We start from the raw sequence: 25,437 nt of genomic DNA, 5'->3' as shown, positions 1-25,437 counted from the left end.
AATTGATCGAACTGGCGTTTACACCAATAACTTCTCGCAAAAACCCGCAATAACCTTCACTCACTCCGATATCTACCATGGTACAACCCGTTACCGATCGTCATGCCACCCGCACCCGACTTCCTGCGCACCGCGCCGCCCGGCACGCGCCGCCCCCGCTATGACCGGCACGCGGTCCGCACGGGCATCGTCCATCTCGGCCTCGGCGCATTCCACCGCGCGCATCAGGCGATCCATACGGAAACGGTGCTCGAACAGGGCGACCTGCGCTGGGGGATCGTCGGCGTCGAGCTGCGGCAGCGCCATACCGTCGACCTGCTCGCCGCGCAGGACCACCTGTACACGGTGACCGAACGCGACGGCGACGGCGCGCGCACCCGGATCGTCGGCGCCGTGCACGACGCGCTGTTCGCGCCGGAATCGCTGCCCGCGCTGCTCGCGCTGATCGCCGATCCGCGCGTGTCGATCGTCAGCCTGACCGTGACCGAGAAAGGCTATTGCCGCCGGCCCGGCGGCGGCCTCGATGACGACGATCCCGCGATCCGCGCAGACCTCGCCGCGCCCGACACGCCGCGCACCGCGCTCGGCGTGATCGCCGCCGGCCTCCGGCAGCGGCCGGCCGGCGCGCCGCTCACCGTCGTCTGCTGCGACAACATCACGTCGAACGGCGACACGCTGCGCGCGCTGCTGCTCGACTACGCGGCATGCGTCGACGACGGCGCGCTCGCGCGGCGCATCCGCGACGACGTCGCATTCCCGAACAGCATGGTCGACCGGATCGTGCCGGCCGCGACACCCGAATCGCTCGACTGGGCGCAAGCGCATCTCGGCGCGCGCGACGCGGCCGCGATCGTCTGCGAACCGTTCTCGCAATGGGTGATCGAGGATCGCTTCGCCGGCCCGCGCCCGCGCTGGGAAGACGCCGGCGCGCGCCTCGTTGCCGACGTGCTGCCGTACGAAACGATGAAGCTGCGGCTGCTGAACGGCTCGCATTCGGCGATCGCGTATGCAGGGCAGTTGCGCGGCCGCGCGACCGTGTCCGAGGCGATGGCCGATCCGGCGATCGCGGCGTTCGTCGACGGCGTGATGACGCACGACCTGCTCGCGACCGTCGACGTGCCGTCCGGCTTCGACGCGCACGACTATTGCGCGACGCTCGTGCGGCGCTTCCGGAATCCGACGCTCGCGCACCGCACCGAACAGATCGCGATGGACGGCACGCAGAAGGTGCCGCTGCGCTGGCTGCCCGCGCTCGCCGAAAGCGCTGCGGCGGGCGTCGAGCGCCCGTATCTGGAGCGTGCGCTTGCGCTCTGGCTGTACTACCTGACCACCGCGCGCGACGCTTGCGGCCGGCCGCTGACGATCAGCGACCCGGGCACGGCCGCGCTCGCCGCGACGCTCGGCGCGGCCGGCGACGCGAACGGCGCGGTGCGTGCGGCGCTCGCCAGTCCCGCGCTCGCCGGCCCGGTCGCATGGCCCGACGCGCTGGTCGCGCGCGTCGGCGCGCATCTGTCGACGCTGCGCGCGCACGGCACCGACGCATTGCTCGCACCGCTGCACGCACGCTGACCGCCCGCACGGCCGGTTGGCCGTCGCCGACGCGAACCGCGTGACGCCCCTGCCCGCCGATGTCGGTGTCGACGCGGCGAACGATGGAAAAGACATGACGGCCGGCCCACCGGCACGAAGGAGACAGACATGAAGCAGAAGTCGCAGGCATGGTTCACGGTATTCCTGCTGTTCATCGTGTATGGCATCAACTATCTCGACCGCGTCGCGCTGTCGATCGTCGCGCCGATCGTGCAGACCGATCTCGGCATCGACGCCGCGCAGATGGGCATCGTGTTCAGCACGTTCTTCGTCGGCTACGCGCTGTTCAATTTCATCGGCGGGCTCGCGTCCGACCGGCTCGGGCCGAAGCTCGTGTACGTGCTGGCGGTCGGGCTCTGGTCGATCTTCTGCGGGATGACCGCGCTGACCGTCGGCTTCGTGAGCCTGCTGATCGTACGGCTGCTGTTCGGCATGGCCGAAGGCCCGCTGTGCTCGGCCGCGAACAAGATGGTCAACAACTGGCTGCCGCGCGACGGCGCCGCGACCGCGATGGGGCTGCTCAGTGCGGGCTCGCCGCTCGGCGGCGCGATCGCGGGGCCGATCGTCGGCCTGCTGGCCGCGCAGTTCGGCTGGCGGCCGGCATTCTGGATCGTCTGCGCGATCGGGCTCGCGTGGGTCGTGCTATGGATGGCGTCGACGTCGGACCGTCCGGCCACGCCGGTGAACGACGCGCCGAACGTGCCTGCCGCCGCCCGCGCGGGTGACGACGACGCATCGGCGCCCGCGCGCACGCTGTCGCACTACGTGCGCCAGCCGCGCATCCTCGCAACCGCGGTCGCGTTCTTCAGCTACAACTACGTGCTGTTCTTCTTCCTGAGCTGGTTCCCGAGCTATCTCGTGCGCGCGCATCACCTGAACATCAAGGAGATGAGCATCGCCACCGTCGTGCCCTGGCTCGTCGGCACGGTCGGCCTCGCATGCGGCGGCGCGATCTCGGACGCGCTCTACCGGCTCACCGGCAACCTGCTGCTGTCGCGCCGGATCGTGCTCGTCACCTGCCTGCTCGGAGCGGGCGCATGCGTCGCGATCGCGGGCACCGTGCAGTCGACGCAAGGCGCGGTCGCGCTGATGTCCGTGTCGCTGTTCTTCCTGTACGTCACCGGCGCGATCTACTGGGCGATCGTGCAGGATGTCGTGCACCCGGCGCGCGTCGGCGGCGTGAGCGGCTTCCTGCATTGCATGGGCAGCCTGTCGGGCGTGATCGGGCCGGCTGTGACCGGCCTCATCGTCGAACGCAGCGGCTCGTTCGCGGCCGCATTCGTGCTGGCCGGCGCGATCGCGCTGACGGGCGCCGTACTGGCAGCCGTATTCGTGCGCAACAGCCGGCCGTCGGAAGTCCTGCGCGAACGGGCGGCGCACTGACGCCCGCCGCGCGACATTCGCAACGCGACGCCGCTTCAGCCGGCGTCGCCCCCTCCCGCCCAATCATCGGACCCCCGAATATCTCCCATCCGATATCGCGATTTCCGGGATCGATCGCGCGCCCCTAGACTGGCTACGCGATGGCGACGCTGCGCCGCTGCACGGCAACGCGACACGCCCCCACAAAAACGATCCCGGGAGATAAGCCATGTCCGACCGGCATGCGCGCCGAGGCGCGCTCAAGACACTCGGCCTCGCGGCCGGCACCGCACTGCTCGCGGCCACGCGCCACGTTCAAGCGGCGGCGCCCGAAACCGGCGCGCTGCTGCCCGGCGCCGCGGCGCGCCTCGCCGACCTCACGCGCCGCCTCGCGGCCGTGCCCAGAAGGCGCGACTTCAAGACGGTGCCGATGATCCTCGATCGCCCCGACCAGTGGGATCACGCGGCGCTCGCCGAAGTGATCGGCTATCGCGGCGGCCCGAAGCAGGTGTGGGACAACACCGAGCTCGGCGGCCCGTGGCTGAACCTGATGCGCAATTCGCTGAACGCGCAGATCTGGTCGTACGGCCATCCGGATTTCCTCGTCGTGTCGGCCACGCACGGCAGCGCGCATCTCGCGCTGTTCGACCAGGCCGCGTGGGACAAATATGGCCTCGCGAAACTGGCCGGCGCCGCCTTCCCGGCCAACACGCTGCTCGACGCGAAGCCCGCGCAATCGAAGGGCGCGCAGGATCACGCGTTGCCCGACGGCGCCTTCTCGTCGCACGACAACAGCATCGCCGCGCTGCGGCAGCGCGGCGTCGTATTCCTGTCGTGCCACAACGCGATCTGGGAGCTCGCGGAACGGCTCGACGGCGCGAACGCGAATCCCGACAAGCTGCCGCTCGACGCGCTCGCCGCCGACCTGACCAACCACGTGATCCCGTCGGCGATCGTCACGCCGGGCGCGGTCGGAACGCTGCCCGAGCTGCAGCAGGCCGGTTTCACGTACGCGAAATGAGCTCCACGATGACCTCGATCCACTCGCAATCGCCGTCGCGCCGCCGGCGGCGCACGCTGCGCGCCGCGCTGGCCGCGTGGCTGTGCTGCGCGTCCGCGCTTTCGCTCGCCGCCACCGCCACCGCCACCGCCACCGCCACCGCCACGACCATCTTTCCGCCCTGGCAGGACGGCCGCAACAACGACGCGATTCATCGTGGCCTCGAATTCACGGTGCCGCAGGTCGACGTGCTCGCCGATTTCCACGGCGACCTCACCGCGCCGAAGCTCGTGCTGTTCGTCGGCGGCAACTACTTCTTCGCGATGGCGCCGCTCGTCGCGAAGTTCGAGGAAGACCATCCCGAATACCGCGGCCGCATCTACTGGGAAACGATCCCGCCCGGCCTGCTCGTGAAGCAGATCCACGCGGGCGGCACGATCACCGTCGGCAACATGACGTGGACGGTCAGGCCCGACGCGTATTTCGCGGGGCTCGGCAAGATCGACGGGTTGATCGCGGACGGCACGCTCGCGGGCCCCGCCGTGCCGTACGTGACGAACCAGTTGACGATCATGGTGCGCGCGGGCAATCCGAAGCGCATCGCGTCGCTGAACGATCTCGCGCGGCCCGACGTGAAGCTCGCGATGCCGAACCCGGAATTCGAGGGCGTCGCGCGGCAGATCCACGCGTCGCTCGCGAAGGCCGGCGGCGACGCGCTCGCGCGCACCGTCTATGACGACAAGGTGCGCGCCGGCACGACCGAGCTCACGCACATCCACCATCGGGAAACCGCGCTGTTCCTGATGCAGGGGCGCGCGGACGCCGGCGTGCTGTGGCAATCCGAAGCGGCGTTCCAGGAGCAGGTCGGGCATCCGCTGATGCACATCGACATTCCGGCCGCGCAGAATACGACGGCGATCTATGCGGGCGCGATGGTGAAGGACGCGCCGCATCCGGAAGCCGCGCGCGCGTGGCTCGCGTTCATCCGGTCGCCGGAAGCGTTCCGGATTTTCCAGCGCTACGGCTTCGGCCGCTACGATGCGACAACCCCGGTGCAGCACCTCGCGCCGGGGCAGGACCGGCCCGACGCAGGCTGACGGCAAAGGCCCGACCGCATGGCGGCGCGCACGCGACATACAACAAGGAGGGGACACGTGAACGATATGGTCGACACACGGCGACGCCGGATCGCACCGCTGCTGCTTGCCGCAGCGGCACTGCTGGCCGGCCACGCGCACGCGGACGACGCGACGCTCGGCAAGACGCTCGCGACACAAGGCTCGGCGACGGGCGTCGCCGCGTGCATCGGCTGCCACGGCAGCCAGGGCGAAGGCAACCCAGCGGCCGGCTTCCCGCGCCTCGCGGGCACGAACGCCGTGTATCTGTCCGCGCAGCTTGCCGCGTTCGCGGACGGCAGCCGCCAGAATCCCGTCATGCAGCCGCTGTCGAAACTGCTGACGCCGCACGAACGCGACGCGGTATCCGCGTACTTCGCGAGCCTGCCCGCACCGGCCGGCGTCTTCACCGCCGACGACACGTCGATCGATGCCGCGAACACCGGCGCGTGGCTCGCGACGCGCGGGCGCTGGTCGCAGGGCCTTCCCGCATGCGCGCAGTGCCACGGCCCCGGCGGCCTCGGCGTCGGCACCGCGTTTCCGCCGCTCGCGGGGCAGCCTGCCGCGTATATCGCCGGCCAGTTGAACGGCTGGAAACACGGCACGCGCCCGCCCGGGCCGATGGCGCTGATGCCGATGATCGCCGGCAAGCTGTCCGATACCGACATCGACGCGGTGGCCGCTTACTACGCGCGCGGCGGCGCCGCACAAGGAGACCAGCGATGATCGACCGCACGACGCTGATCCGCCGCGCACGCACCGCACTGCTCGGTGCGGCCTGGATGCCCGCGCTCGCGTTCGCGGCGGCGCCGCAGGACGCGCCGGCCGCCGCTTCCGCACCCATGGCCACACCGGCACCGGCCACAACCGCGGCGACAGCGGTCAAGCCGTTCACGCCGCCCGCCGAATCCGCGATGCCCGCCGACGGCTTCGGCAAGACCGTGAAGCTCGGCGAGCAGATCTTCCTGCACACGCCCGAGTTCGCGGGCAAGTACGTCGGCAACAAGCTGACCTGCGCGAGCTGCCACCTCGACGCGGGCCGCCGACCCGATTCGAGCCCGATGTGGGCCGCGTACCTGCTGTATCCGGCCTACCGCAGCAAGAACGGGCACGTAAACACGTTCGCCGAACGCCTGCAGGGGTGTTTCCAATACAGCATGAACGGCAAGGCGCCGCCGGCCGGCGACCCGATCCTCGTCGCGCTCGAAACCTATTCGTACTGGCTAGCGAAGGGCGCGCCGGTCGGCACGAAGCTGCCGGGGCAAGGCTTCCTGAAACTGCCGCCGCCCGCGCAAAAAGCCGACTACGCGCGCGGCGCCGCCGTCTACACGCAGCACTGCGCGCTATGCCACGGCGCGGACGGCCAGGGGCAGTCGAGCGGCGGCAAGCCGGCCTTCCCGGCGCTGTGGGGCGCGCGCTCGTTCAACTGGGGTGCGGGGATGGGCGACATCCGCAACGCGGCCGGCTTCATCAAGGCCAACATGCCGCTCGGACTCGGCGGCACGCTGACCGATCAGGAAGCGTGGGATGTCGCAACCTTCATGGACAGCCACGAACGTCCGCAGGACCCGCGCTTCACCGGCTCCGTGCAGGACACGCGCGCGAAGTTCCACGATTCGCCCGACTCGATGTACGGGCTCGGCGTGAACGGCCGCGTGCTCGGCGCACCATGACGCCAGGCCGCACCGGCCAGCTCGGCCGGCGCGGTCACGGACGCCAGCGATACACGACGATGCTCGACCCGTTGTAGTTGTCCTTGGTAATCACGTACTCGCCGGTCGAGCGCAGGTATGCACGCACGCCGTACATCGAGTCGACGTCGTTGCCGACGTCTATCGCCGACGTGTTCGAATTCGTCAGCGTGGTCACGAGCGCACCGGAGTTCAGGTCGAACACGTCGATGTTCGGCACCGTGTGCACGTAGCCGACGAACAGGTAGTGGCCGGCCGCCGCGATCGATTTCGGGTTCGCGCTCGTCAGGTTGATCACCGGATTCGGCGCGCTCGTGTTGCCGTTCTTCCAGCCGTGATAGACCTCGATGTGTCCGTTCATCGCGGTCCAGTCCCAATTGCCCGCGAGGCCCTGCGCGAGGATCATCGTGTCGCTGTCCGCCTGGTAGATGATTCGCGTGACAGGCGACACGGTGCTCGGCACGGGCGTCGTCGTCGGCTTGCCCCACGATGGCTTGCCGGTCGCGTCGAAGCCCGTCATCGGGTAGCGGGAAATCGCGTTGGATCCGTCCAGCCCTGCCCACACGTCGCCGTTGTCGTCGATCGCGAAACCGGCCGTCACCTGCAGCGTCGTGTTGAACGGCTTGCCCGGGAGCGAGCCGGCCGGAATCGCGATATAGCCGCTCGCCGTGTTGAAGTAATAGAAGTTGAAGTTGCCCGGATTCTGGCCCGTCGCGACGAGAATCCGTTTGCCGCCGACCATCACGAGCTGGCCGAAGTGCTGGCCGCGCTGATAGTCTTTCATGTCGAGGCGCGGGTCCTTCGGATAGGTGAACGGGTCGACCGTGTTCGCGACGAACGTGCCGCCCGCCGAACCCGTGTACACGTTGTTGCCGCTGTAGAAGAACGCGCCGTCCGTCACCGGATCGGGCGCGGCGATCCCCTCGAAGTTCAGCGCCTGCAGCTTCCATTGCAGCACGCCCGTCGGGCTGTACGAATGCAGGTCGGTGCTGCCGTTGCGGCCGAGATCCCAGCCGCCGCCCCATGCGTTGTTCAGCACGTACAGGTTGCCGGCCGAATCCTTGCCGAGCGCGGCGACGCGCGTGAAGCGCTTGTCGCCGACCTGCCCCTTGATGCCCGTCGTCGTGTCGAGATAACCGCCCTGCACGCCGAACGTGCCGACCTGCATCGGCAGGCCGAGAAGCCCGCTGTAGACCTTGATGTTCATGTCGGGCCCTTCGTCGCCCACCATCAGCTGGCCCATCGACGCATCGAAGTACAGCGACGCCGGCCGCGCGCCGGCCGCCATCTGGATCGTGTTCATCGCCGTGCCGGTCGCGCTGAACTGCGCGACGACGCCCGCGCTCTTGCGCGCGACCCACAGGTTCCCGGCGGCGTCGAGCGCCAGCGCGCCCGGCCCCGATACGCCGATGTCGCGCTGCCACACGCCGTCGGTCGTATAGACGCGCACGCGGTTGCCGTAGAAGTCGCTCACGTACAGCAGGTTGCCGGCCGTCGCGAGGCCCGTGATCACGTCCGCGTACTGGACGCCCGTCCACACACTGACCGGGATGCGCAGGTCGCGCTGGTTCGTGCCGCGGTTGTAGCGGCCCACCGAGCCGCTGCCGAAGGTGCGGTTGTAGCCGAGCGCGACGAACAGCGACGACGCATTGCCGGTGATCGCGCCGCCCTGGAATTCGTCGTGGATGCCGATCGTGCCGAGCGGCTGGCCGTTCTGGTAGATCGCGACGCCGCCCGCGTTCTCGTCCCAGCGCGACGCCGTGTAGATCACGCCCTCGGGCGCGACCCACATCGAGCGCGCGCCGTTGCCCACGTGCGCGGCCAGCGTGCCGAACGTGTTCGCGAGCCAGTCCGTCGAGTATTGCGCCTGCGCGGGGCTCGCGGGCGCCAGCACCGCGATGCACATTCCCAGCAATGCCGCGCGAATTTGTTTCATTGACATGAATAATGCTCCCGGACGATCGTGTGTCGACACTGTAAATCGCGACGCATGAAATATTGGTGATTCAGGCAAAAGCGCATTCGTCGCCATCCCGAATTATTCACCGCGTGCTTTATGCCGTCCGGCGCTTTTTCGTCAATGATGGTCAAACCCGCTCGCCGCACCGCAACGGCCCGCCGGCAGCGCGATTTCGGCGCTTTCCCCGGCATTTTCTTCCGGGTCGCCCAATGCGAATGCGTCATTTTTTCTGACATTCCCGCATTGCCATTTCATTCCGCCGGAAAGAGGCTCGATGATTACAAATCGAAATTAAAATGAAAGAGAAAAAATATTATCCGGCGCAATCGGCGTTTCGCAAACTGGCGTATCGGGCGTGCCGCGAACACGGCGGGACGAAGGGCGGGCGGAAGAAAGAAAGGAAAGCTGAAGAAGGATGCGGCGGAACAAGCCGCGCACCGGCCGTGCCGGCACGCGGTCGCAATCGTTCAGTTCGCGTTGTCGAGCGTCGGGCCGTCCCAGCCGTCGAGGTATTTCGGCAGCGCATCGATGACGTCGATCACGCGCTGCCGATAGAACAGGTGCATCGTCGGCTGCAGGTCGTCCGGCAGTTGCCCGCCGTGCGCACGCGCGGTCAGGCTGTTCGGCACGACTCGCATGCCGAACCGGTTCGTTCCGGACACGATCTCGCCGCACGACACGCACCATGTGCGCGACATCGACTTCGACGGATGCGGGAACGTTGCGCCGGTGCCGTCGACGGCAATCTGCTCCGGCGGCCACGCGGTCGCGGACAGCATCGGCGTGCCGTAGAAATCGCGGCAAGTCGCGCAATGGCAGTTCGCGCGCGCCGCCGGCTCGCCGCGCAGCGTGACGGTGACGGCACCGCACAGGCAGCGCGCAGAAAGCGTTCGGGTCATGTCGTCTCCTCGAAGAACAGAGGCGACAGTATAGGAGCACGCGTGCAACGTCGCCCGCACCGGCTGCGAACGACGTTGCGGCCGCAACGAATGCTGCGCGTCAGAACTTCTGGCGCAGCCCGAGGCTGACGATCGCCTGCGACCGCGAGTCCGATGAATGGCCATTCGCCTTGTCTGACACCGACGCGGTCGCGGCCACCGGCCGGCCGAGCGCATCGAGCGTCATGCCCGATGCATGCTGGTACGCGCCGAGCAGGTACACGCTGGTGCGCTTCGACAGGTCGTAGACGGCGCCGAGCGTGACGTTGTGATACTGCGCGCGGTCGTCGACGCCATCGACATCGCTGCCGCGCGTATAGCTGTAGCCGGCGAACAGTTGCGTCTGCGGCCGCACGTTCCAGCGCGTGAACACGCCCGCGACGTTGAACGTCGCGTGGCCGGCGAACAGCGAACGGTCGCCGCTGCGGTACTGCACGTTGCTGTAGTTCACGCCGACGACGGCCGGGCCGAAGTCGTACGTCGCACCCGTCGCGATGACCTGCTGCGACTGCGCGCTCGCATAGCCTTCGTTGATCGACGAGTTGAACAGGCCGTCGTCGGTGCTCTGCCATTTGCCCGTCGTCGGGTCGGTCGCGCCCGTCTTGCTGTTGTCCGAGCGCTCGTAGCCGACGCCGACGCGCAGCGGGCCCGCCGCGTATGCCGCGCCGACGCTCCACGTGTTGCGCTGCTTCATGCTGCCCGGCTGGCCGCCGAAGCCGTACAGCGCGCCGAACGTGAAGCCCGCGTAGTTGGCGCTCGTGTACTTGATCGAGCTGTCGACGCGCGCGGTCTGGTCGAGATCGTCGATGTCGCCCGGGTGTGCGCCGAACCCGCCGATGAACGACGACGGGCCGACCGGGCTCACGAAGTCGTCGAGCGACGTGTACTGCCGGCCGAGCGTAACCGAGCCGTAGCGGTCGCTGCCGATGCCGACGAACGCCTGCCGGCCGAACTGGCGGCCGCCCTGGCCCGACGTGCCGTTGGCGATGTCGAAGCCGTTCTCGAGGACGAACAGCGCGCGCATCCCGCCGCCGAGATCCTCGGAACCCTTGATGCCCCAGCGGCTGCCGGACAGGTTGCCGGTCGTGAGCCCGACGCTCGAATGCCCGGTGTACGCGCCGGCCGAGCCGACCCGTTCGTTGCTGCGATAGGTCACGCCCGCGTCGACGATGCCGTACAGCGTGACGGAGCTTTGCGCGGAAGCGATGCCCGCGAGCGAGAGCAGCAGCGGTGCTGCGATCAGTTGCTTGTTCATGGTTCTGTGTCTCCGGGCGGTGAACCCGTTGTTCTGGCTTGATGTTGCGAGTAGCGCGCGGGCGGCGAGATCCGCCGGCAGTGCGAGGCCGGCGGCGTCCGCGCGCGGCGTCGCGGCGGGCAGGCCCGCTGCGGCCGCCATGGTAGTTGGAACCGGTCCCAGACTAAAGCGCAATAATGAAAACAGTTTCTTGCCAAAATCGAGATAGTCGAAAACACGGCCAGGCACACGATCGCCGTGCCTGTACAGCACGGGCGCACGCCCCCGATAATCGAACACGCGCCATCCATCGGGAGTTCCTTCATGAATGAAACGACCCTGCTGATCTTCGCCGCCGTCGCGTTCGTCGGCATCGCGACACCCGGCCCGACCGTGCTGCTCGCGCTGACCAACGGCTCGCGCTACGGCGTGCGCCGCGCCGCATACGGCTTCGCCGGCGCGATGCTGTCCGACTTCGTGCTGATCGTCGCGGTCGCGCTCGGCCTCGGTGCGCTGCTGATGGCGTCGGCGTTCTGGTTCTCGGTGGTGAAGTGGCTCGGCGCCGCGTACCTCGCGTATGTCGGCATCCGGCTGCTGACGTCGAAGGGTTCGCTCGACGTCGCCGCCGCGCATGGCAGCGCGGCGCCCGGGCGCAACGCGTCGATCTTCGCGAAGAGCTTCCTGACCGCGGTGACGAACCCGAAGGGCTATCTGTTCTTCTCCGCGTTCCTGCCGCAGTTCCTCGATCCGTCCGCGCCGCTCGCGCCGCAATACGTCGCGCTCGCGGTCACGTTCGCGCTACTCGACGGCGCGGTGATGTTCGGCTATGCGCTGCTCGGCGCACGCGCGGTGCGGCTGCTGAAGCGCTCGGGCGCGCTGTGGCTCGAACGCACGTGCGGCGCGATGCTGCTCGCGCTTGCCGGGTCGCTGGCGCTGTACCGGCGTCATGCCGCGTAGGAGCGGGTTCCGATGAGAGTCGACGCGCCGCCCTGCTCCGGCTTTCCGGGCCTGTCGCTCAGGCAGCTCGAACGCGCGGATCTCAACGCGTGGTACGCGTACCTGTCGAACCCCGACGTGATCCGCCACACGAGCTGGAACCTGCGCTCGCGCGACGATCTGCTGCCGCTGTTCGACAACGTCGAATCGGCCGACCCCGATTCGATCCGGCGTCTTGCGATCGTCGACACCGCATCGGGCGCGCTCGCCGGCACGATCGGGCTGCATACGGTGTCCACCGCGAACCGCTCGGCGGAAATCGCGTACGACCTTGCGCCGGCGCACTGGGGGCGCGGAATCGCAAGTGCAGTGTGCGAAGCCGTCACCGCGTGGGCATTCGCCGATGGCGGTTTCATGCGCGTCCAGGGCGTCGTGCTGACCAGCAACGCCGGCTCCGCGCGCGTGCTGCAGAAGTGCGGCTACCGCTACGAAGGGCTGCTGCGCGCGTACCGGATGGTGCGCGGCACGCCGGGCGATTTCGCGATGTACGCGCGGCTCGCGACCGACTGACTGACGCATCGCACCGGGCCTCACCGCGGATGCGATTGACCGGCCCGCGCCGAATTGGCGACAATCGCCGTTCCCTGCCTCGACGGTCCGCCATGAAAATCGCCGCGCTCTCCGACATCCACGGCAATCTCGCCGCGCTCGACGCTGTGCTCGACGACGTCCGCCGCCGCGGCGCCGACGTGATCGTCAATCTCGGCGACATCGTGTCGGGCGCGCTCCATCCGGCCGAAACGGCCGACCGCCTGATCGCGCTCGACCTGCCGACCGTCAAGGGCAATCACGAACGGCAACTGCTCGCCGACGATCGCGAGTCGATGGGGCTGTCGGATCGCTGGGCGCGCGACGCGCTGCGCGCCGACCATCTCGACTGGATCGCCGCGCTGCCCGAACGCGTGACGCTCGACGACGACGTGCTGATGGTGCACGGCACGCCGGCCAGCGACCTCGTCTATTTCCTCGAAACGGTCACGCCCGACGGCTGCCGCGCGGCCACGCCCGACGAAATCGCGCAGCGCGCGGGCGACGCGCCGGCGTCGCTGATCCTGTGCGGCCACACGCACGTGCCGCGCACCGCGAAGCTCGCCGACGGCCGGCTGATCGTCAACCCGGGCAGCGTCGGGCTGCAGGCGTACGCGGACGACCGGCCGCATCCGCACCGGATCGAGACGGGCTCGCCGCATGCGCGCTACGCGATGGTGTCGCGCACGGCGGCCGGCTGGAACGTCGAATTCCATGCGGTCGAATACGACTGGCACACGGCCGCCGCGACCGCGGCATCGCGCGGGCGCGACGACTGGACCGTCGCGCTGCGCACCGGCCGGTGCTGACACGCCCGCACCGTCTCGCATCACCCCGCATTCCTCAGCGTCAGCCTCGCCTCCAGCCCGCCGCCGTCCGGCCGGTTGTTCAGCGTGAGCGTGCCGCCCATCGCGAGCGCCAGTTGCCGCGCGATCGCAAGACCGAGCCCCGTGCCGCCCGTCTCGCGGTTGCGCGACGTCTCCACGCGCCGGAACGGCTCGAACACCGCGTCGAGCTGATCGTCCGGAATGCCGGGCCCGCGATCGAGCACGGCGATGACCGCGCCGCCGTCCGGCGCGGCGTGCACGTCGATCTCGGCCGCGCCCGCGAACTTCAGCGCGTTGTCGACGAGGTTGCCGACGATGCGGCGCAGCGCCTTCGGCCGCGTGACGAGCGCGAGCGGCGCGCGGCTGTGCAGTGCGACGTCCTGCCCCGCATCCGTGTAGTCGTACACGATGCTGTCGAGCAGCGCGTCGAGATCGATGCGGCGCGCGGCTTCCTCGGTGCCGTGCAGCGTCCGTGCATACGCGACGCCCTCCTTCACCAGATGCTCCATCTCGATCAGGTCCTGGCGCAGCTTCGTGCCCTGCACGTCGTCGTCCATCACGTCGACACGCAGCCGCATCCGCGTGATCGGCGTCTGCAGGTCGTGCGAGATCGACGCGAGGATCTGCATGCGTTCGGCCATGTACTGCGCGATGCGGTCCTGCATCGCGTTGAACGCACGCGCGGCGCGTGCGACCTCGGACGGCCCGTCTTCGTTCAGGCGTTCGCCCTTCAGGTCGGGGCCGAGCGCGTCGGCGGCCTGCGCGAGCTGCTTGAGCGGACGCGTCGCGAGCCGCACCGCGAGCCAGCAGCACGCGGCCAGCACCGCGAGCTGCAGCACGAGCACGACCGGCAGCCAGCCCGACAGCGGCACCGTCGACATCGGATGAATGTCGATCGTCAGCGGCGACCCGTCGGTCAGCCGCAGGTGCACCTGCAGATGTTCGCGGTCGCCGGGGAGCGCGTTCGCGGTCAGCGGGTAGTCGCCGCCGATGCCGTCGGAAATCGACCGCTCGACGCGCGCCGACAGCCGCGCTTCCGGCGGCGTGCCCGTTTCGCCGGGCCCGAGGATGAACGTATAGCTGCGCCGCGCGAGGCGCGGCAGCCACGCGGCGCGCTCGGCGGGCGGCAGGTGGTCGAGCAGCGCGACCGAGCTCGCGACCTCGCGCTCGATGTAGCCCATCATCAGGTTGGTGGTCGCCTGGTCGCGCTCGGTCACCGTGAGCCAGAACGACAGCGTCTGCGCGAGCGCGAGGCCCACGCACAGGATCAGCGCGAGCCGCGCGAACAGCGAGCGCGGCCAGTGCCGCAGCGTGCGCGCGCTCATGACGTACCGTCGACGGCGGTCACGGCCGACGAGAACACGTAGCCCTCGTTGCGCAGCGTCTTGATGTAGCGCGGTTCGCGCGCACCGTCGCGCAGCCGCTGGCGCAGCCGGCTCACGAGCAGGTCGATCGACCGGTCGAACGGGTCGGACTGCCGCCCCTGCGTGAGGTTGAGCAGCTGGTCGCGCGTCAGCACGCGCTGCGGATGGTCGAGGAACACGCGCAGCAGCCGGTATTCGGCGCCGCTCAGCGCGACCAGCGTGCCTTCGGCGTCGAGCAGGTGGCGCCCCGTCGTGTCGAGCCGCCATTCGCCGAACGCGAGCAGCTCGGCCGTTTCCGTCACCTGCATGCCGGGCGGCAGCATGCGCGCGCGGCGCAGCACCGAGCGAATCCGCGCGAGCAGCTCGCGCACCGCGAACGGCTTGGCCAGGTAGTCGTCGGCGCCCATCTCGAGGCCGATGATGCGGTCGGTTTCCTCACCGCGCGCGGTCAGCATCAGCACGGGCACCGTGCGGAACTTGCCGGAGCGCAGGTCGCGGCACAGCGTCAGGCCGTCCTCGCCCGGCAGCATCAGGTCGAGCACGATCAGGTCGGGCGCGCCGTCGTCCAGCGCGTTGCGCATCTCGCGGCCGTTCGCGGCCAGCGACACGCGCATGCCGTTCTTCTCCAGGTAGCCCGCGATCAGTTCGCGGATCGCGCGATCGTCGTCGACGATCAGCACGTGGTCGATCTTGTCCATGAGTCGGTGTCGGGTAGTTCGGCAGGTGTTGTCCGCTTTTATACCGCACGGCGGGCATGTGTTTGTATCCCAATGTATCGCGCCGCCGTGACGACACACAACATTGCACACGCGCGGCTTGCCGGACATATCTCGGATACGTCGGCGCAGCCTAATGGGGCCTGTCGAAACTCGTCCGGCCGCCGCTCCGAGCGGCGGCCTCCCGATCAGGAGAACGCCATGCTGCCCCGCCTCAAGACCGCCGCCCTCGTCATCGCCCTCGCCGCCACAGCCGGGCTCGCCGCCTTCGCCGGCACCCGCGACGGCGCAGGCATGCAGGCGTCCCTGGCCGGCACGCCGGCACCCGATTTCACCGGCATCGACCGCTGGCACAACAGCGCGCCGCTCAAGCTCGACCAGTTGCACGGCAAGGTCGTGCTCGTCGATTTCTGGACGTACTCGTGCATCAACTGCATTCATACGATTCCGTACGTGAACGACTGGTATCGGAAGTATCGCGACCAGGGGCTCGTCGTGGTCGGCGTGCATACGCCCGAATATCCGTTCGAGCGCGACGCGGGCAACGTCGCCGATGCGATCAAGCGCTTCGGGATCCAGTATCCGGTCGCGCAGGACAACCGCTACGACACGTGGCGTGCGTACGGGAATCAGTATTGGCCCGCGCTGTACCTGATCGATGCGAACGGCAAGGTCGTCTATACGCGTTATGGCGAAGGCGGTTACGACAAGACCGAGGCGGCGATTCGCGGTGCGCTCGCGCAGGCGGGAGAAGGGATGAAGGGAACGACGCGCACGCAGTAACCAGCCGGTACGCGAGCGCGGGCTCTCGCCCACGCGTATCTCGATGTGCTCACTCGCGCTTCGCGTCGGCCGCCGCCAGCATCGCTTCCCCGATCGCGAGCTTCCCGTCCGCGATCAGCGCGTCGCCGGCGCCGCGGATATCCTCGGCCGCCTTGTTCTGCCCGAGCTTGCGCTTGCCGACGAGCCGCGTGATCTCGATCTGCAGCCCGACGATCGCCTGCAGCATCGTGTCGAGATAATCGGCCGGCGCGTCGCCCATCTTCCACGGTACCGGCTGCGACGCTTCGTGCGTGCGCGTCAGGCGCGCGACCACGCTGCGCACGAACTTCTCGTCGTCGCGCACCGTGATGCGGCCGTGCGCATGCACGACCACGTAGTTCCAGGTCGGCACCTGCCGGTGCGCGACGTGCTTGCTCGGATACCAGTTCGGCGAGATGTACGCGTCGCCGGCGCGGAAGATCACGAGCACCTCGTCACCGTTCGCAACGTCCTGCCAGACCGGATTCGCGCGCGCGACGTGCGCATGCAGCTCGCCGAGCCCGCCGTCGCCCGGCAGCAGCTCGAACGGGATGTGGTTCGCGTCGAGTCCGCTCTTCCCGTGCGTAATCAGGCTGCCGAACGGATGCTGCACGATCAGTTCGCGCAATGCGTCGGGGTTGGGCTCGTTGAAATCGGCGGGGACGTACATGTCGGCTCCACGGTCGTGCGGCGGTTGAAATGGCTCGGGCGCTGGCCCGTCTTGCGCAAATTGTTACCCCAAACTGGTTTATGCTGTAGAGCCGGTTTGGAACATTTTCAGCAGACCAGAATCATGGCAAGAACGGCCCGGAACATCGAAATCCCGTCGCTCGGCGCGCTCGACCGCGCGGCCGGCGACCTGAGCCGCCAGCTCGCGCAGGCGCTGCGCGACGCCGTGCGCCGCGGCGATGTCCGTCCGGGCGATACGCTGCCATCCACGCGGCTGCTGGCGGCCGCGCTGCAGGTCGCGCGCGGCACCGTCGTCGACGCATATGCGCAGTTGGTCGCCGAAGGCTTCCTCGAATCGCGCGGCGGCGCGGGCACGCGGGTCGCGAACGCGCTGGCCGAGCCGCCGCCCGTCGACGAGCCCGAACCGCCCGCCCAACGCAGGCGCCCGGCCCACGCCGGGCTGCCGGAGCCGGCCGCCACCTTCGCGCGGATCGCCCGCGAATTCCTTCCGCTGCCGGCCATGCCGTTCGCGATCTCGGTGCCGGTCGGCCTCACCGCACCCGACGACATCTGGCGCCGGCTCGGCAACCGCCTGCGCGCACGCGGCGCCGGCGCGCCGTCCGGTTATGCCGATCCGCAAGGCGCGCTGCCGCTGCGCGAAGCGATCGCCGACTACGTGCGCCGGTCGCGCTCGGTGCGCTGCACGGCCGACCAGGTCGTGATCACGAGCGGCACGCAGCAGGGGCTGCATCTCGCGAGCCAGGTGCTGCTCGGTGCGGACGACCAGGCGTGGGTCGAGAATCCGGCCTATCGCGGCATCACCGCGCTGCTCGAAAGCACCGGGCGACGCGACGCGATGGTCCGCGTGCCGGTCGACGCCGACGGCATCGACGTCGACGCGGGCATCCGCCTGGCGCCGCATGCGCGGGCCGCATTCGTCACGCCATCGCACCAGTACCCGCTCGGCATGCCGCTGAGCATGGCGCGGCGCAACGCGCTGCTTGCGTGGGCACGCGCGCAGCACGCGTGGGTGGTCGAGGACGACTACGACAGCGAACTGCGCTACGAAGGCTATCCGTTCCCGTCGCTGCAGGGGCTCGCGCCCGACCGCGTGATCTATCTCGGCACGTTCAGCAAGATCCTGTTTCCGTCGCTGCGGCTCGGCTACGTGATCGCACCCGACGATCTCGTGCCCGCGTTCTGCGGCGCGCGCGTGCTGATGGATCGCCATGCGCCGACCGCCGACCAGCACGTGCTGGCCGCGTTCATCGCGGAAGGCCATCTCGACCGCCACATCCGCCGCGTGCGCGGCGTGTACGCGGAGCAGCGCGCGCTGCTGATCGACACGCTCGGCGCGCGGCTGCCGCGCGAACGCGCATGGGTGCAGCCGGGCGACCAGGGGATGCACGTCGTGCTGTGGCTCGCCGAAGGGATCGACGATCTCGACGTGGTCGCGCGCGCCGCGCAGGCCGGCGTCGCGGTGCGCGCGGTGTCGCCGATGTTCGCGCCGGGCACGGCCCGCCCGGGGCTCGTGCTCGGCTTCGGCGGGTTCGGCCGTGCGCAGATGGAGGCGGCCGCGCAGCGGCTCGCGGACGTGGTTTCGTCGGAAGAATCGCGGCCGGTCGCGCCGCAAAAGGTTGTCCGCAGGCAACAAACGTAATCGTCTGTAAATCCTGCAAGCAAACAGCCGTTTCGGCCGCCGGCAAGCGTGCGCCGTTTGCTAGGATCGCGCCTCTTCCGTCCACGCCCCTGCCGCCGTGAATCGCTTCGTGCCGTTTCTTCGAGACGCGTGGCTCCGCTGCCGCGCCCGTGTCGCGCCGCTCGCCGCCGCCTGCCGGTCGCGCACCCGCGCGCTGTGCGCCGGCGCGCTGCATCGCCTGCGTCATCCGACGCGGCGTGGCGTGGCACTGACGCTCGCCGCGATACCGGTGCTGGGCCTGCTGGTCCTGCTTGCGTTCGTTCCGTTCACGCCGAGCATCGGCGACATCCGCAAGGCACGCATCGACCGCCCCGCGCGCGTGCTGTCGGCCGACGGCGAGCTGATCGCCGAGTTCCGGCCCGTCAACCGCGAATGGGTGCCGCTCAAGCAGATCTCGCCGCACATGGTCGACGCGCTGATCGCGACCGAGGATCACCGCTTCTACGCGCATCACGGCATCGACTGGCGCCGCACGATCGCGGCCGGGCTGCATACGTTCTCGGGTGCGCGCCAGGGTGGCTCGACGATCACGCAGCAGCTCGCGCGCAACCTGTACCCGGACGAAGTCGGCCGCTCGCTGACGCTCACGCGCAAGGTGAAGGAGCTGATCACCGCGTTCAAGATCGAGACGGTGTACAGCAAGGACGAGATCCTCGAAACCTACCTGAATACCGTGCCGTTCCTGTACAACGCGTTCGGCGTCGAAATGGCCGCGCGCACCTACTTCGGCAAATCGGCGAACCAGCTCGACATCGCCGAAAGCGCGACGCTCGTCGGGATGCTGAAGGGCAACAGCTACTACAACCCGGTGCTGAATCCGGAACGCGCGGTACAGCGGCGCAACATCGTGCTCGACCGGATGGCGACGATGGGCATGCTGTCGCCGCGGCAGCTCGCGAAATTGCAGCGCCAGCCGCTGCGCGTCGACTTCGAGCCGCAGACGGCGCAGCCCGGCCTCGCGCCGCACTTCGCGGTGCAGCTTCGCAAGTGGCTGATCGCGTGGGCCGACCGCAACAACTACGACCTCTACTCGGATGGCCTCGTCGTGCGTACGACGCTCGATGCGCGGCTGCAGGACATGGCGACGCAGGCGCTGACGCAGCAGACCGAGCGGCTGCAGGCGATCGCCGACAGCGCATGGCGCGGCCCGTCCGGCTGCGGGCTGCGCAACGACCTGTTCCGCGGCTTCATCCGCCAGACACCCGACTATCGCAGCGCCCGCGACGCGGGGCTCGCCGATGCAGCGGCGCTGAAGCAGCTCGGCGCGAATCGCGAGTTCATGCATGCGCTGTGCGAGCGCAAGACGCAGGTGCAGGCCGGCTTCGTCGCGATCGATCCGCGCAACGGTGCGATCAGGGCATGGGTCGGCAGCCCCGATTTCGGCAGCGAGCCGTTCGATCACGTCGCGCAGGCGCGGCGCCAGCCGGGCTCGACGTTCAAGCCGTTCGTCTATGGCGCCGCGTTCGCGGACGGCATGCGGCCGGGCGATACGTTCATCGACCGCCCGGTCGCGATTCCGATCGACGGCCGCGCGGTCTGGCGCCCGACCGACGAGGAGCCGCCGACGGGCGAGCCGATGACGCTGCGCGACGCGCTCGCGCTGTCGCGCAATCGCATCACCGCGCAGGTGATGCAGCAGGAAGGCGCCGCGAAGGTCGCGCAGCTCGCGCGCGCAATGGGCGTGCGCGACAGTCCGCTCGACGCGGTGCCGTCGCTCGCGCTCGGCACGAGCCCCGTCACGCTGAAGGAGATGGTGTCCGCGTACGGCACGATCGCGAACCGCGGCGTGTACGTCGCGCCGCAGGCGATCACGCGCATCGAGGATCGCGACGGCAAGGTGCTCGCCGCATTCGGCAGCGCGCCGCCCGAACGCGCGTTGCCGGCGCCTGCCGCGCAGACGCTCGTCGACGTGATGCGCGATGTCGTCGATCGCGGCACCGGCGCCGACATCCGCTCGCGCTACGGGATTCGCGTGGACGTGGCCGGCAAGACGGGCACGACGCAGGACAACACGGACGGCTGGTTCATCCTGATGCATCCGCAACTGGTGGCCGGCGCATGGGTCGGCTTCGACGACGGCAGCGTGACGCTTCGCAGCGACTACTGGGGTGCGGGCGCGCACAGCGCGCTGCCGATCGTCGGCAGTTTCTACGATGCGGCGCTGCGCGCGCGTGCGATCGATCCGCGTGCGCAGTTCTCGCCCGACTTCCGGCCGCGCAGCGCACCGGCGCCGGCGCCGAGGCGGCGCCCGCATCCCGGCCTGTTCGACTGGCTGAAGCTGTTCCGCTGAGCGTGCCGCCAGCGGAACATATACATACAACTGCGCTCAGCCCGCCGCGAGCGTGGCCGCCTGCGCATCGAACTCCGGCGCCCACGCCGCACGCCACGCGGCCTTCGTCGCGTCGTCCGCCCACGCGCCGTCGATCCCGTTCAGCATGAACTGCTTCAGCTCGGCAACGGTGAAGCCGAAATGGCTGAACATCAGCTCCCACGCCTCGCTCGGGTTGACCTTGTGCAGCGTCGGATCGTCGGTGTTCGGATGGATCTTCAGCCCGAGGCCCGGCATCTTGCGCATCGGATGCAGCTCCGCCCATTGCTCCGGCGGCAGTGTGCGCAGATAGTACGAATTCGTCGGCACGACGGTGAAGACGATCCCGCGTTCCGCATAGCGCGCGCACAGCTCGGGGTTATCGACGATCGTATAACCGTGATCGACGCGGTCGACCTGCAGCAGATCGACGGCCGTCTCGACGTTGCGCCACGGCATCCCGAACTCGCCCGCATGCGCGGTCGTGCGGAAACCGGCCTCACGCGCGTTGCGATACGCCTTCCAGAACAGTTCCGGCGGCCGGTCGTTCTCGCGATAGTCGATCCCGAGCCCCGCCACTTCATCCGCGCGATTCGCCTTCATCCATTCGACGATCGCTACGGCCTCATCGGGATCCTGCTCGCGGTCGATGCTCGGGATCAGGCGTGCGCCGATCCCGAAATCGCGCGCGGCATCGCGGATCGCCGTCACGATAGCAGCTTGCGCGTCCGCATACGCGATGCCCGATACGCGCACCGTGCCGGTCGGATTCCAGAAGAATTCCGCATGACGAACGTTGTGCGCGGCCGCATCCTCCAGATACTCGTATGCAATCCTTCGCAAATCGTCAGGCTGCGTGAGCAGATACTGGTCGAGCGCGCGCAGCACGTGCAGCACGCCGACCGGCTTGTCGCCGCGCGCATAGAACGCATCGATCTCCGCGCGCTCGATCGGTGCACCGCTGCGTTCCGCGAGCGCGACGAACGTGTCGTGCCGCACCGCGCCGAGCAGGTGGCAATGCAGCTCGACCTTCGGCAGCGCGTGGAAGAAGGCCCGATGGGCCGGCGTGATCTCGATGCCCGTGCGCGCGGCCGGGACGTTGCCTGGTGTTCCCTTCATGTCTTTCTCTTTGGGTATTGCGGTTGCGTCGCGAAAGCCGTCTCTCAGTGCGGCTTCACGACAGTCCAGAAGTAATAGCCGAGCGGAATCGCGAGCACGACGAGCCCCCACGACACGTCGCGCCAGCGGCCGGCCAGCAGCTTGACCAGCACGTAGCACAGCAGCCCGCCCGCGATGCCGGTGCCGAAGCTGTTCGACATCAGCGTGAGCAGCACCATCGACATCACGGGCAGCGCATCGGTGAAGTCGTCGAAATGCGTATGGCGGATCGTCGCGAACATCGACAGCCCGATCAGGATCAGCGCCGGTGCGGTTGCCTCCTTCGGGATCGCGAGCGCGACCGGCACGAACAGCAGCATCGCGGCGAACAGCACGGCCGCGGCCAGCGACGACAGCCCGCTGCGGCCGCCGGCCTCGACGCCCGCCGCCGATTCGATCAGCGCGGTCAACGCGGGGATGCCGAACACGGGCCCGATCGTCGCGGCGAGCGAATCGACGAGGAACGGCCGGTTGATGTCCGGCAGGTTGCCGTGCTCGTCGAGCAGGTTCGCCTTCGCGCCGACCGCGAGCGCGGTGCCGAGCGTCGAGAAGAATTCCGCCGCGAAGAACGCGAACAGATACGGCGCGGCCGCCAGGCTCAACGCGCTGCCGATATCGAGCTTGAACGCGATCGGCGCGATGCTGTGCGGCAGCGACACGAACGACGCGGGCAGGTGCGTGACGCCGAGCGGCACGCCGGCCGCAGCCGCGGCGAGGATCGCGATCAGGATCGCGCCGGGCACCTTGCGCGCCTGCAGCACGACCGCAACCGCCAGGCCGATCAGCGCGACGAGCGCGCCCGGCCGCGAGAAGTCGCCGAGCGCGAACGCGTTGGTCTTCGCGTTCGCGACGACCATCCCCGCATTGCGCAGGCCGAGCATCGTGACGAACAGCCCGATCGACGCGCCGAGCCCGAGCTTGATCTGCACCGGAATCAGCCGCACCACGACGCCGCGCGCGCCGAGGATCGTCAGCAGGAAGAACAGCACGCCCGACACGCACGCGATGCCGAGGCCCGTCTGCCAGCCGACGTGTTCCGTCGTCGCGAGCGTCACGCCGACGATCACCGAGCCGCCGATGCCGGGGCCGACGAGGAACGGCAGGTTCGCATAGAGCCCCATCAGCGTGGTGAACAGCACGAACACGACGATCGTCGCGGTCGTCGCCGCGCCGCGCTCCATGCCGCCTGTCGCGAGCAGCGACGGGATCACGACGAGCAGGTATGCGGCCGCGAGAAACGACGTGACGCCCGCGATCGTCTCGGTGCGCGCGCTCGTGCCGCGCGCGGCGAGCGCGAAGCGGCGTTCGAGCCAGTTGGCCGGCGCTCGCGCCGGCATCGTGTCAGTCGCTGACATGGTGGTTCTCCTGTGATTCCGAATATTGTCCTGTGCCGATTCATGCAGCGCGGTCTTATACTGCCGCGTACCGCATCCCGACCGTTATTGCCCGATGTCGTCCGACCGCTCGTCGCTGCTGCCCGCGCTCACGCTGCGGCAGGTCCAGCACTTCGTCGTGCTCGCCCACGCACGCAGCTTCACGCAGGCCGCGCAGGCGCTGTCGCTCACGCAGCCCGCGCTCACCGCGTCGATCCGCCAGATCGAGTTCCTGCTCGGCGGGCGCCTGTTCGCGCGTTCCGCGCACCGGCTCACGCTGACGTCCGCGGGCGAAGCCGTGCTGCCGCTCGCCGAACGCCTGCTCAACCAGGCGCGCGGCACCTTCGACGACATGACGCGGCTCATCGGCGAACGCATCCAGACCGTGCGGATCGCGTTCATCCCGTCGGTCGCGGGCCGCTTGCTGCCCGCGCTCAACACACTGCGCGGCACGCATCCGACGCTGCGCTTCACGCTCACCGACCTGCCGAACAGCGCGCTCGTCGAAGCGGTGCGCGACGGCGTCGCCGATCTCGGCATCGGCGTGCGCGAACCGGACAGCGACGACGGCACGCTGCGCTACCGGCAACTGTTCGAGGACGAGATCGTGATCGTCGTGCGGCACGACGATCCGCTTGCCCGCGCGAAGAGCGTCACATGGGCGAAGCTCGTCGATCGCGAACTGGCCGTGTTCGTGCGCGGCAGCGTCAGCGAATCGCTGCATCGCACCGGCGGCGCCGAGAAGCTGCGCCTGAACGTCACGTACCGGATGGAATACACCGAGCCGCTCTACGCGCTCGCGCGCAACGGCCTCGCGACCGCCGTGCTGCCGAGCCTCTACACGATGCATCTGCACGATCCCGAACTCGTCGCGCTGCGCGTCGACAAACCGCGCGTCACGCGCGCGATCTCGCTGATCTCGCTCGCCGCCGACGATCGCGGCCCGCACGTGCGCGCGTGCCGCGAGTGGATCGCCAAGCACATCTGATTCCGTTCGCCGCGCGACGTCACGCGCTCAGGGCAGCTTCGCGATGCGCTCGACCAGCGCCGCGTAGAAGCGGTCCGCGTCGACCTCGTTGATCCATGTCGCGTTCGCGGCGCGGCCGCTGCGCCCGCTCCAGTCGACGATCGTCTCGCCGAGCGTCCACTGCCCGGTCGTCTCGATCGCGACATTCACCTTGCGTCCGTTGAACATCGTCGGATCGACGAGATAGCCGACCGCGGTCGGGTCGTACATCGGCGCGTCGTCGACGCCGCGCCGCTTCTTGTTGTACGCGAGCTCGGCCGTCATGATGTCCGCGACGATCGCGCCGCAGCGGTTGCCGAGCGCGCGAAACGGCGCAACGCGCGCCGGTGTGATCGGCGCCTTCACCGCGACGTCGCGCGGCAGCACGACGATCGGCACGCCGCTGCCGAACACCACTTCTGCCGCCTGCGGATCCACGTAGATATTGAACTCGGCGGCCGGCGTGATGTTGCCGCGCTCGAAGAACGCGCCGCCCATCAGCACGATTTCGCGCAGCGCGCCGCGAATCTGCGGCGCTTCGACCAGCGCGGTCGCGATGTTCGTCAGCGGGCCGAGCGCGCACAGCGTCACGCTGTTCGGCGCCGCGCGGCTCAGCGTATCGACGAGGTACGACACCGCGTGGCCGGTCGCGAGCGGCGCGCGCGGCTCGTGCAGTTCGACGCCTTCGAGCCCCGTCTTGCCGTGCACGTTCGCGGCCGTCACGAGCTCGCGCACGAGCGGGCGCGGGCAGCCCGCGTAGACGGGCAGCGTCTTCGTGCGGCCGGCCCAGTCGCGGATGATTCGCGCATTGCGTTCGGTCAGGTCGAGCGGCACGTTGCCCGCGACGGCGGTCAGCGCGCGCACGTCGAGCCGGTCCTGCGCGCCGAGCGCGAACAGGATCGCGATGGCGTCGTCCTGCCCCGGGTCGGTATCGATGATCACCGTGCGGCGCGCGGCGTCGCCGCCGGCGGCGAACGCACCCGTTTCGGGCAGCAGCGCGGTGCCGGCCAGCGCGGCGGACAGTTTCAGGAAGGTGCGGCGCGATGCGATCGGATGGGTCATGGTCGGGCTCTCAAGAAAACGCCGGGCCGCCCCAAGTTTT

Annotated in this window: 23 protein-coding genes; 14 read left to right on the top strand and 9 right to left on the bottom strand. The window is 69.1% G+C overall.

Annotated features, from left to right (window positions below):
- The first annotated feature begins 102 nt into the window (after positions 1-102).
- The 6 genes from KVT39_RS21980 to KVT39_RS21955 all read left to right on the top strand — a co-directional run bounded on the left by KVT39_RS21980 (position 103) and on the right by KVT39_RS21955 (position 6,740).
- A complete protein-coding gene (locus KVT39_RS21980; RefSeq protein WP_217590192.1) occupies positions 103-1,569 on the top strand; it encodes a mannitol dehydrogenase family protein in 1,467 nt (488 codons plus the stop codon).
- A gap of 129 nt (positions 1,570-1,698) precedes the next feature.
- Positions 1,699-2,973 carry an MFS transporter gene (locus tag KVT39_RS21975; protein ID WP_034180881.1) on the top strand — a complete coding sequence of 425 codons (1,275 nt, stop codon included), beginning with the start codon at positions 1,699-1,701 and terminating at the stop codon, positions 2,971-2,973.
- A gap of 208 nt (positions 2,974-3,181) precedes the next feature.
- Positions 3,182-3,973 (top strand): transcriptional initiation protein Tat, encoded by a 792-nt coding sequence (locus KVT39_RS21970; protein WP_034180882.1) that lies wholly within the window; start codon positions 3,182-3,184, stop codon positions 3,971-3,973.
- A gap of 8 nt (positions 3,974-3,981) precedes the next feature.
- On the top strand, positions 3,982-5,049 hold the full coding sequence (locus KVT39_RS21965; RefSeq protein WP_217590191.1) for a substrate-binding domain-containing protein: 1,068 nt from the start codon (positions 3,982-3,984) through the stop codon (positions 5,047-5,049).
- Positions 5,050-5,106: 57 nt separating this feature from the next.
- Entirely contained in the window at positions 5,107-5,793 is a 687-nt protein-coding gene (locus tag KVT39_RS21960; RefSeq protein WP_034180883.1) for a c-type cytochrome, read from the top strand.
- Complete coding sequence (locus KVT39_RS21955) at positions 5,790-6,740, top strand: c-type cytochrome (protein ID WP_105390243.1); 951 nt, start codon at positions 5,790-5,792, stop codon at positions 6,738-6,740. Before KVT39_RS21960 ends, KVT39_RS21955 begins: the two co-directional genes overlap by 4 nt.
- A 34-nt stretch (positions 6,741-6,774) precedes the next feature.
- Here KVT39_RS21955 and KVT39_RS21950 read toward each other — a convergent pair whose 3' ends face one another.
- Complete coding sequence (locus tag KVT39_RS21950) at positions 6,775-8,700, bottom strand: SMP-30/gluconolaconase/LRE-like region family protein (protein ID WP_217590190.1); 1,926 nt, start codon at positions 8,698-8,700, stop codon at positions 6,775-6,777.
- Positions 8,701-8,838: 138 nt separating this feature from the next.
- On the opposite strand from KVT39_RS21950, the gene KVT39_RS21945 reads away from it, so the two are divergent.
- The gene (locus tag KVT39_RS21945) at positions 8,839-9,018 is read left to right on the top strand and encodes a hypothetical protein (RefSeq protein ID WP_217590189.1); all 180 of its coding nucleotides are present in this window, start codon (positions 8,839-8,841) and stop codon (positions 9,016-9,018) included.
- Between the two features lie 167 nt (positions 9,019-9,185).
- Here KVT39_RS21945 and KVT39_RS21940 read toward each other — a convergent pair whose 3' ends face one another.
- Positions 9,186-9,617 (bottom strand): GFA family protein, encoded by a 432-nt coding sequence (locus tag KVT39_RS21940; protein WP_217590188.1) that lies wholly within the window; start codon positions 9,615-9,617, stop codon positions 9,186-9,188.
- A gap of 100 nt (positions 9,618-9,717) precedes the next feature.
- Positions 9,718-10,911, bottom strand: a complete 1,194-nt coding sequence (locus KVT39_RS21935) for a porin (RefSeq protein ID WP_105390240.1) — start codon at positions 10,909-10,911, stop codon at positions 9,718-9,720.
- Positions 10,912-11,214: 303 nt separating this feature from the next.
- Here KVT39_RS21935 and KVT39_RS21930 point away from each other — a divergent pair, with 303 nt between their 5' ends.
- The 3 genes from KVT39_RS21930 to KVT39_RS21920 all read left to right on the top strand — a co-directional run bounded on the left by KVT39_RS21930 (position 11,215) and on the right by KVT39_RS21920 (position 13,223).
- Positions 11,215-11,847, top strand: coding sequence for a LysE family translocator (locus KVT39_RS21930; RefSeq protein ID WP_105390239.1), 633 nt, complete (start codon positions 11,215-11,217; stop codon positions 11,845-11,847).
- Between the two features lie 12 nt (positions 11,848-11,859).
- Entirely contained in the window at positions 11,860-12,396 is a 537-nt protein-coding gene (locus KVT39_RS21925; RefSeq protein ID WP_175750112.1) for a GNAT family N-acetyltransferase, read from the top strand.
- A 92-nt stretch (positions 12,397-12,488) separates the two neighbouring features.
- On the top strand, positions 12,489-13,223 hold the full coding sequence (locus tag KVT39_RS21920) for a metallophosphoesterase (RefSeq protein ID WP_217590187.1): 735 nt from the start codon (positions 12,489-12,491) through the stop codon (positions 13,221-13,223).
- 20 nt (positions 13,224-13,243) lie between these two features.
- Here KVT39_RS21920 and KVT39_RS21915 read toward each other — a convergent pair whose 3' ends face one another.
- Positions 13,244-14,566: an ATP-binding protein gene (locus KVT39_RS21915; RefSeq protein WP_034180891.1), complete on the bottom strand. Its 1,323-nt coding sequence runs from the start codon at positions 14,564-14,566 to the stop codon at positions 13,244-13,246.
- Entirely contained in the window at positions 14,563-15,303 is a 741-nt protein-coding gene (locus KVT39_RS21910; RefSeq protein ID WP_217590186.1) for a response regulator, read from the bottom strand. Before KVT39_RS21910 ends, KVT39_RS21915 begins: the two co-directional genes overlap by 4 nt.
- A 219-nt stretch (positions 15,304-15,522) precedes the next feature.
- Here KVT39_RS21910 and KVT39_RS21905 point away from each other — a divergent pair, with 219 nt between their 5' ends.
- Positions 15,523-16,104 carry a thioredoxin family protein gene (locus KVT39_RS21905; protein WP_217590185.1) on the top strand — a complete coding sequence of 194 codons (582 nt, stop codon included), beginning with the start codon at positions 15,523-15,525 and terminating at the stop codon, positions 16,102-16,104.
- 49 nt (positions 16,105-16,153) lie between these two features.
- Here KVT39_RS21905 and KVT39_RS21900 read toward each other — a convergent pair whose 3' ends face one another.
- Positions 16,154-16,792, bottom strand: a complete 639-nt coding sequence (locus tag KVT39_RS21900; RefSeq protein WP_217590184.1) for an FMN-binding negative transcriptional regulator — start codon at positions 16,790-16,792, stop codon at positions 16,154-16,156.
- 123 nt (positions 16,793-16,915) lie between these two features.
- Between KVT39_RS21900 and KVT39_RS21895 the strand changes: the two genes are divergently transcribed.
- Both KVT39_RS21895 and KVT39_RS21890 read left to right on the top strand, forming a co-directional pair.
- Positions 16,916-18,451: a PLP-dependent aminotransferase family protein gene (locus KVT39_RS21895; protein ID WP_217590183.1), complete on the top strand. Its 1,536-nt coding sequence runs from the start codon at positions 16,916-16,918 to the stop codon at positions 18,449-18,451.
- Positions 18,452-18,548: 97 nt separating this feature from the next.
- Positions 18,549-20,780, top strand: coding sequence for a transglycosylase domain-containing protein (locus KVT39_RS21890; protein ID WP_217590182.1), 2,232 nt, complete (start codon positions 18,549-18,551; stop codon positions 20,778-20,780).
- A 36-nt stretch (positions 20,781-20,816) separates the two neighbouring features.
- On the opposite strand, the gene add is transcribed toward KVT39_RS21890, so the two are convergent.
- Positions 20,817-21,917 (bottom strand): adenosine deaminase, encoded by a 1,101-nt coding sequence (add, locus tag KVT39_RS21885; RefSeq protein ID WP_217590181.1) that lies wholly within the window; start codon positions 21,915-21,917, stop codon positions 20,817-20,819.
- Positions 21,918-21,961: 44 nt separating this feature from the next.
- Positions 21,962-23,311 (bottom strand): NCS2 family permease, encoded by a 1,350-nt coding sequence (locus KVT39_RS21880; RefSeq protein WP_217590180.1) that lies wholly within the window; start codon positions 23,309-23,311, stop codon positions 21,962-21,964.
- A gap of 94 nt (positions 23,312-23,405) precedes the next feature.
- Between KVT39_RS21880 and KVT39_RS21875 the strand changes: the two genes are divergently transcribed.
- The gene (locus KVT39_RS21875) at positions 23,406-24,317 is read left to right on the top strand and encodes a LysR family transcriptional regulator (protein ID WP_034180899.1); all 912 of its coding nucleotides are present in this window, start codon (positions 23,406-23,408) and stop codon (positions 24,315-24,317) included.
- A 27-nt stretch (positions 24,318-24,344) separates the two neighbouring features.
- Here KVT39_RS21875 and KVT39_RS21870 read toward each other — a convergent pair whose 3' ends face one another.
- A complete protein-coding gene (locus KVT39_RS21870; protein ID WP_034180900.1) occupies positions 24,345-25,397 on the bottom strand; it encodes a nucleoside hydrolase in 1,053 nt (350 codons plus the stop codon).
- Positions 25,398-25,437 lie beyond the last annotated feature (40 nt).

The sequence above is a fragment of the Burkholderia sp. GbtcB21 genome (genome assembly GCF_019091065.1).
Taxonomy (GTDB): Bacteria; Pseudomonadota; Gammaproteobacteria; order Burkholderiales; family Burkholderiaceae; genus Burkholderia; species Burkholderia pyrrocinia_C.
This window is presented reverse-complemented; position numbering and strand designations above follow the sequence as displayed.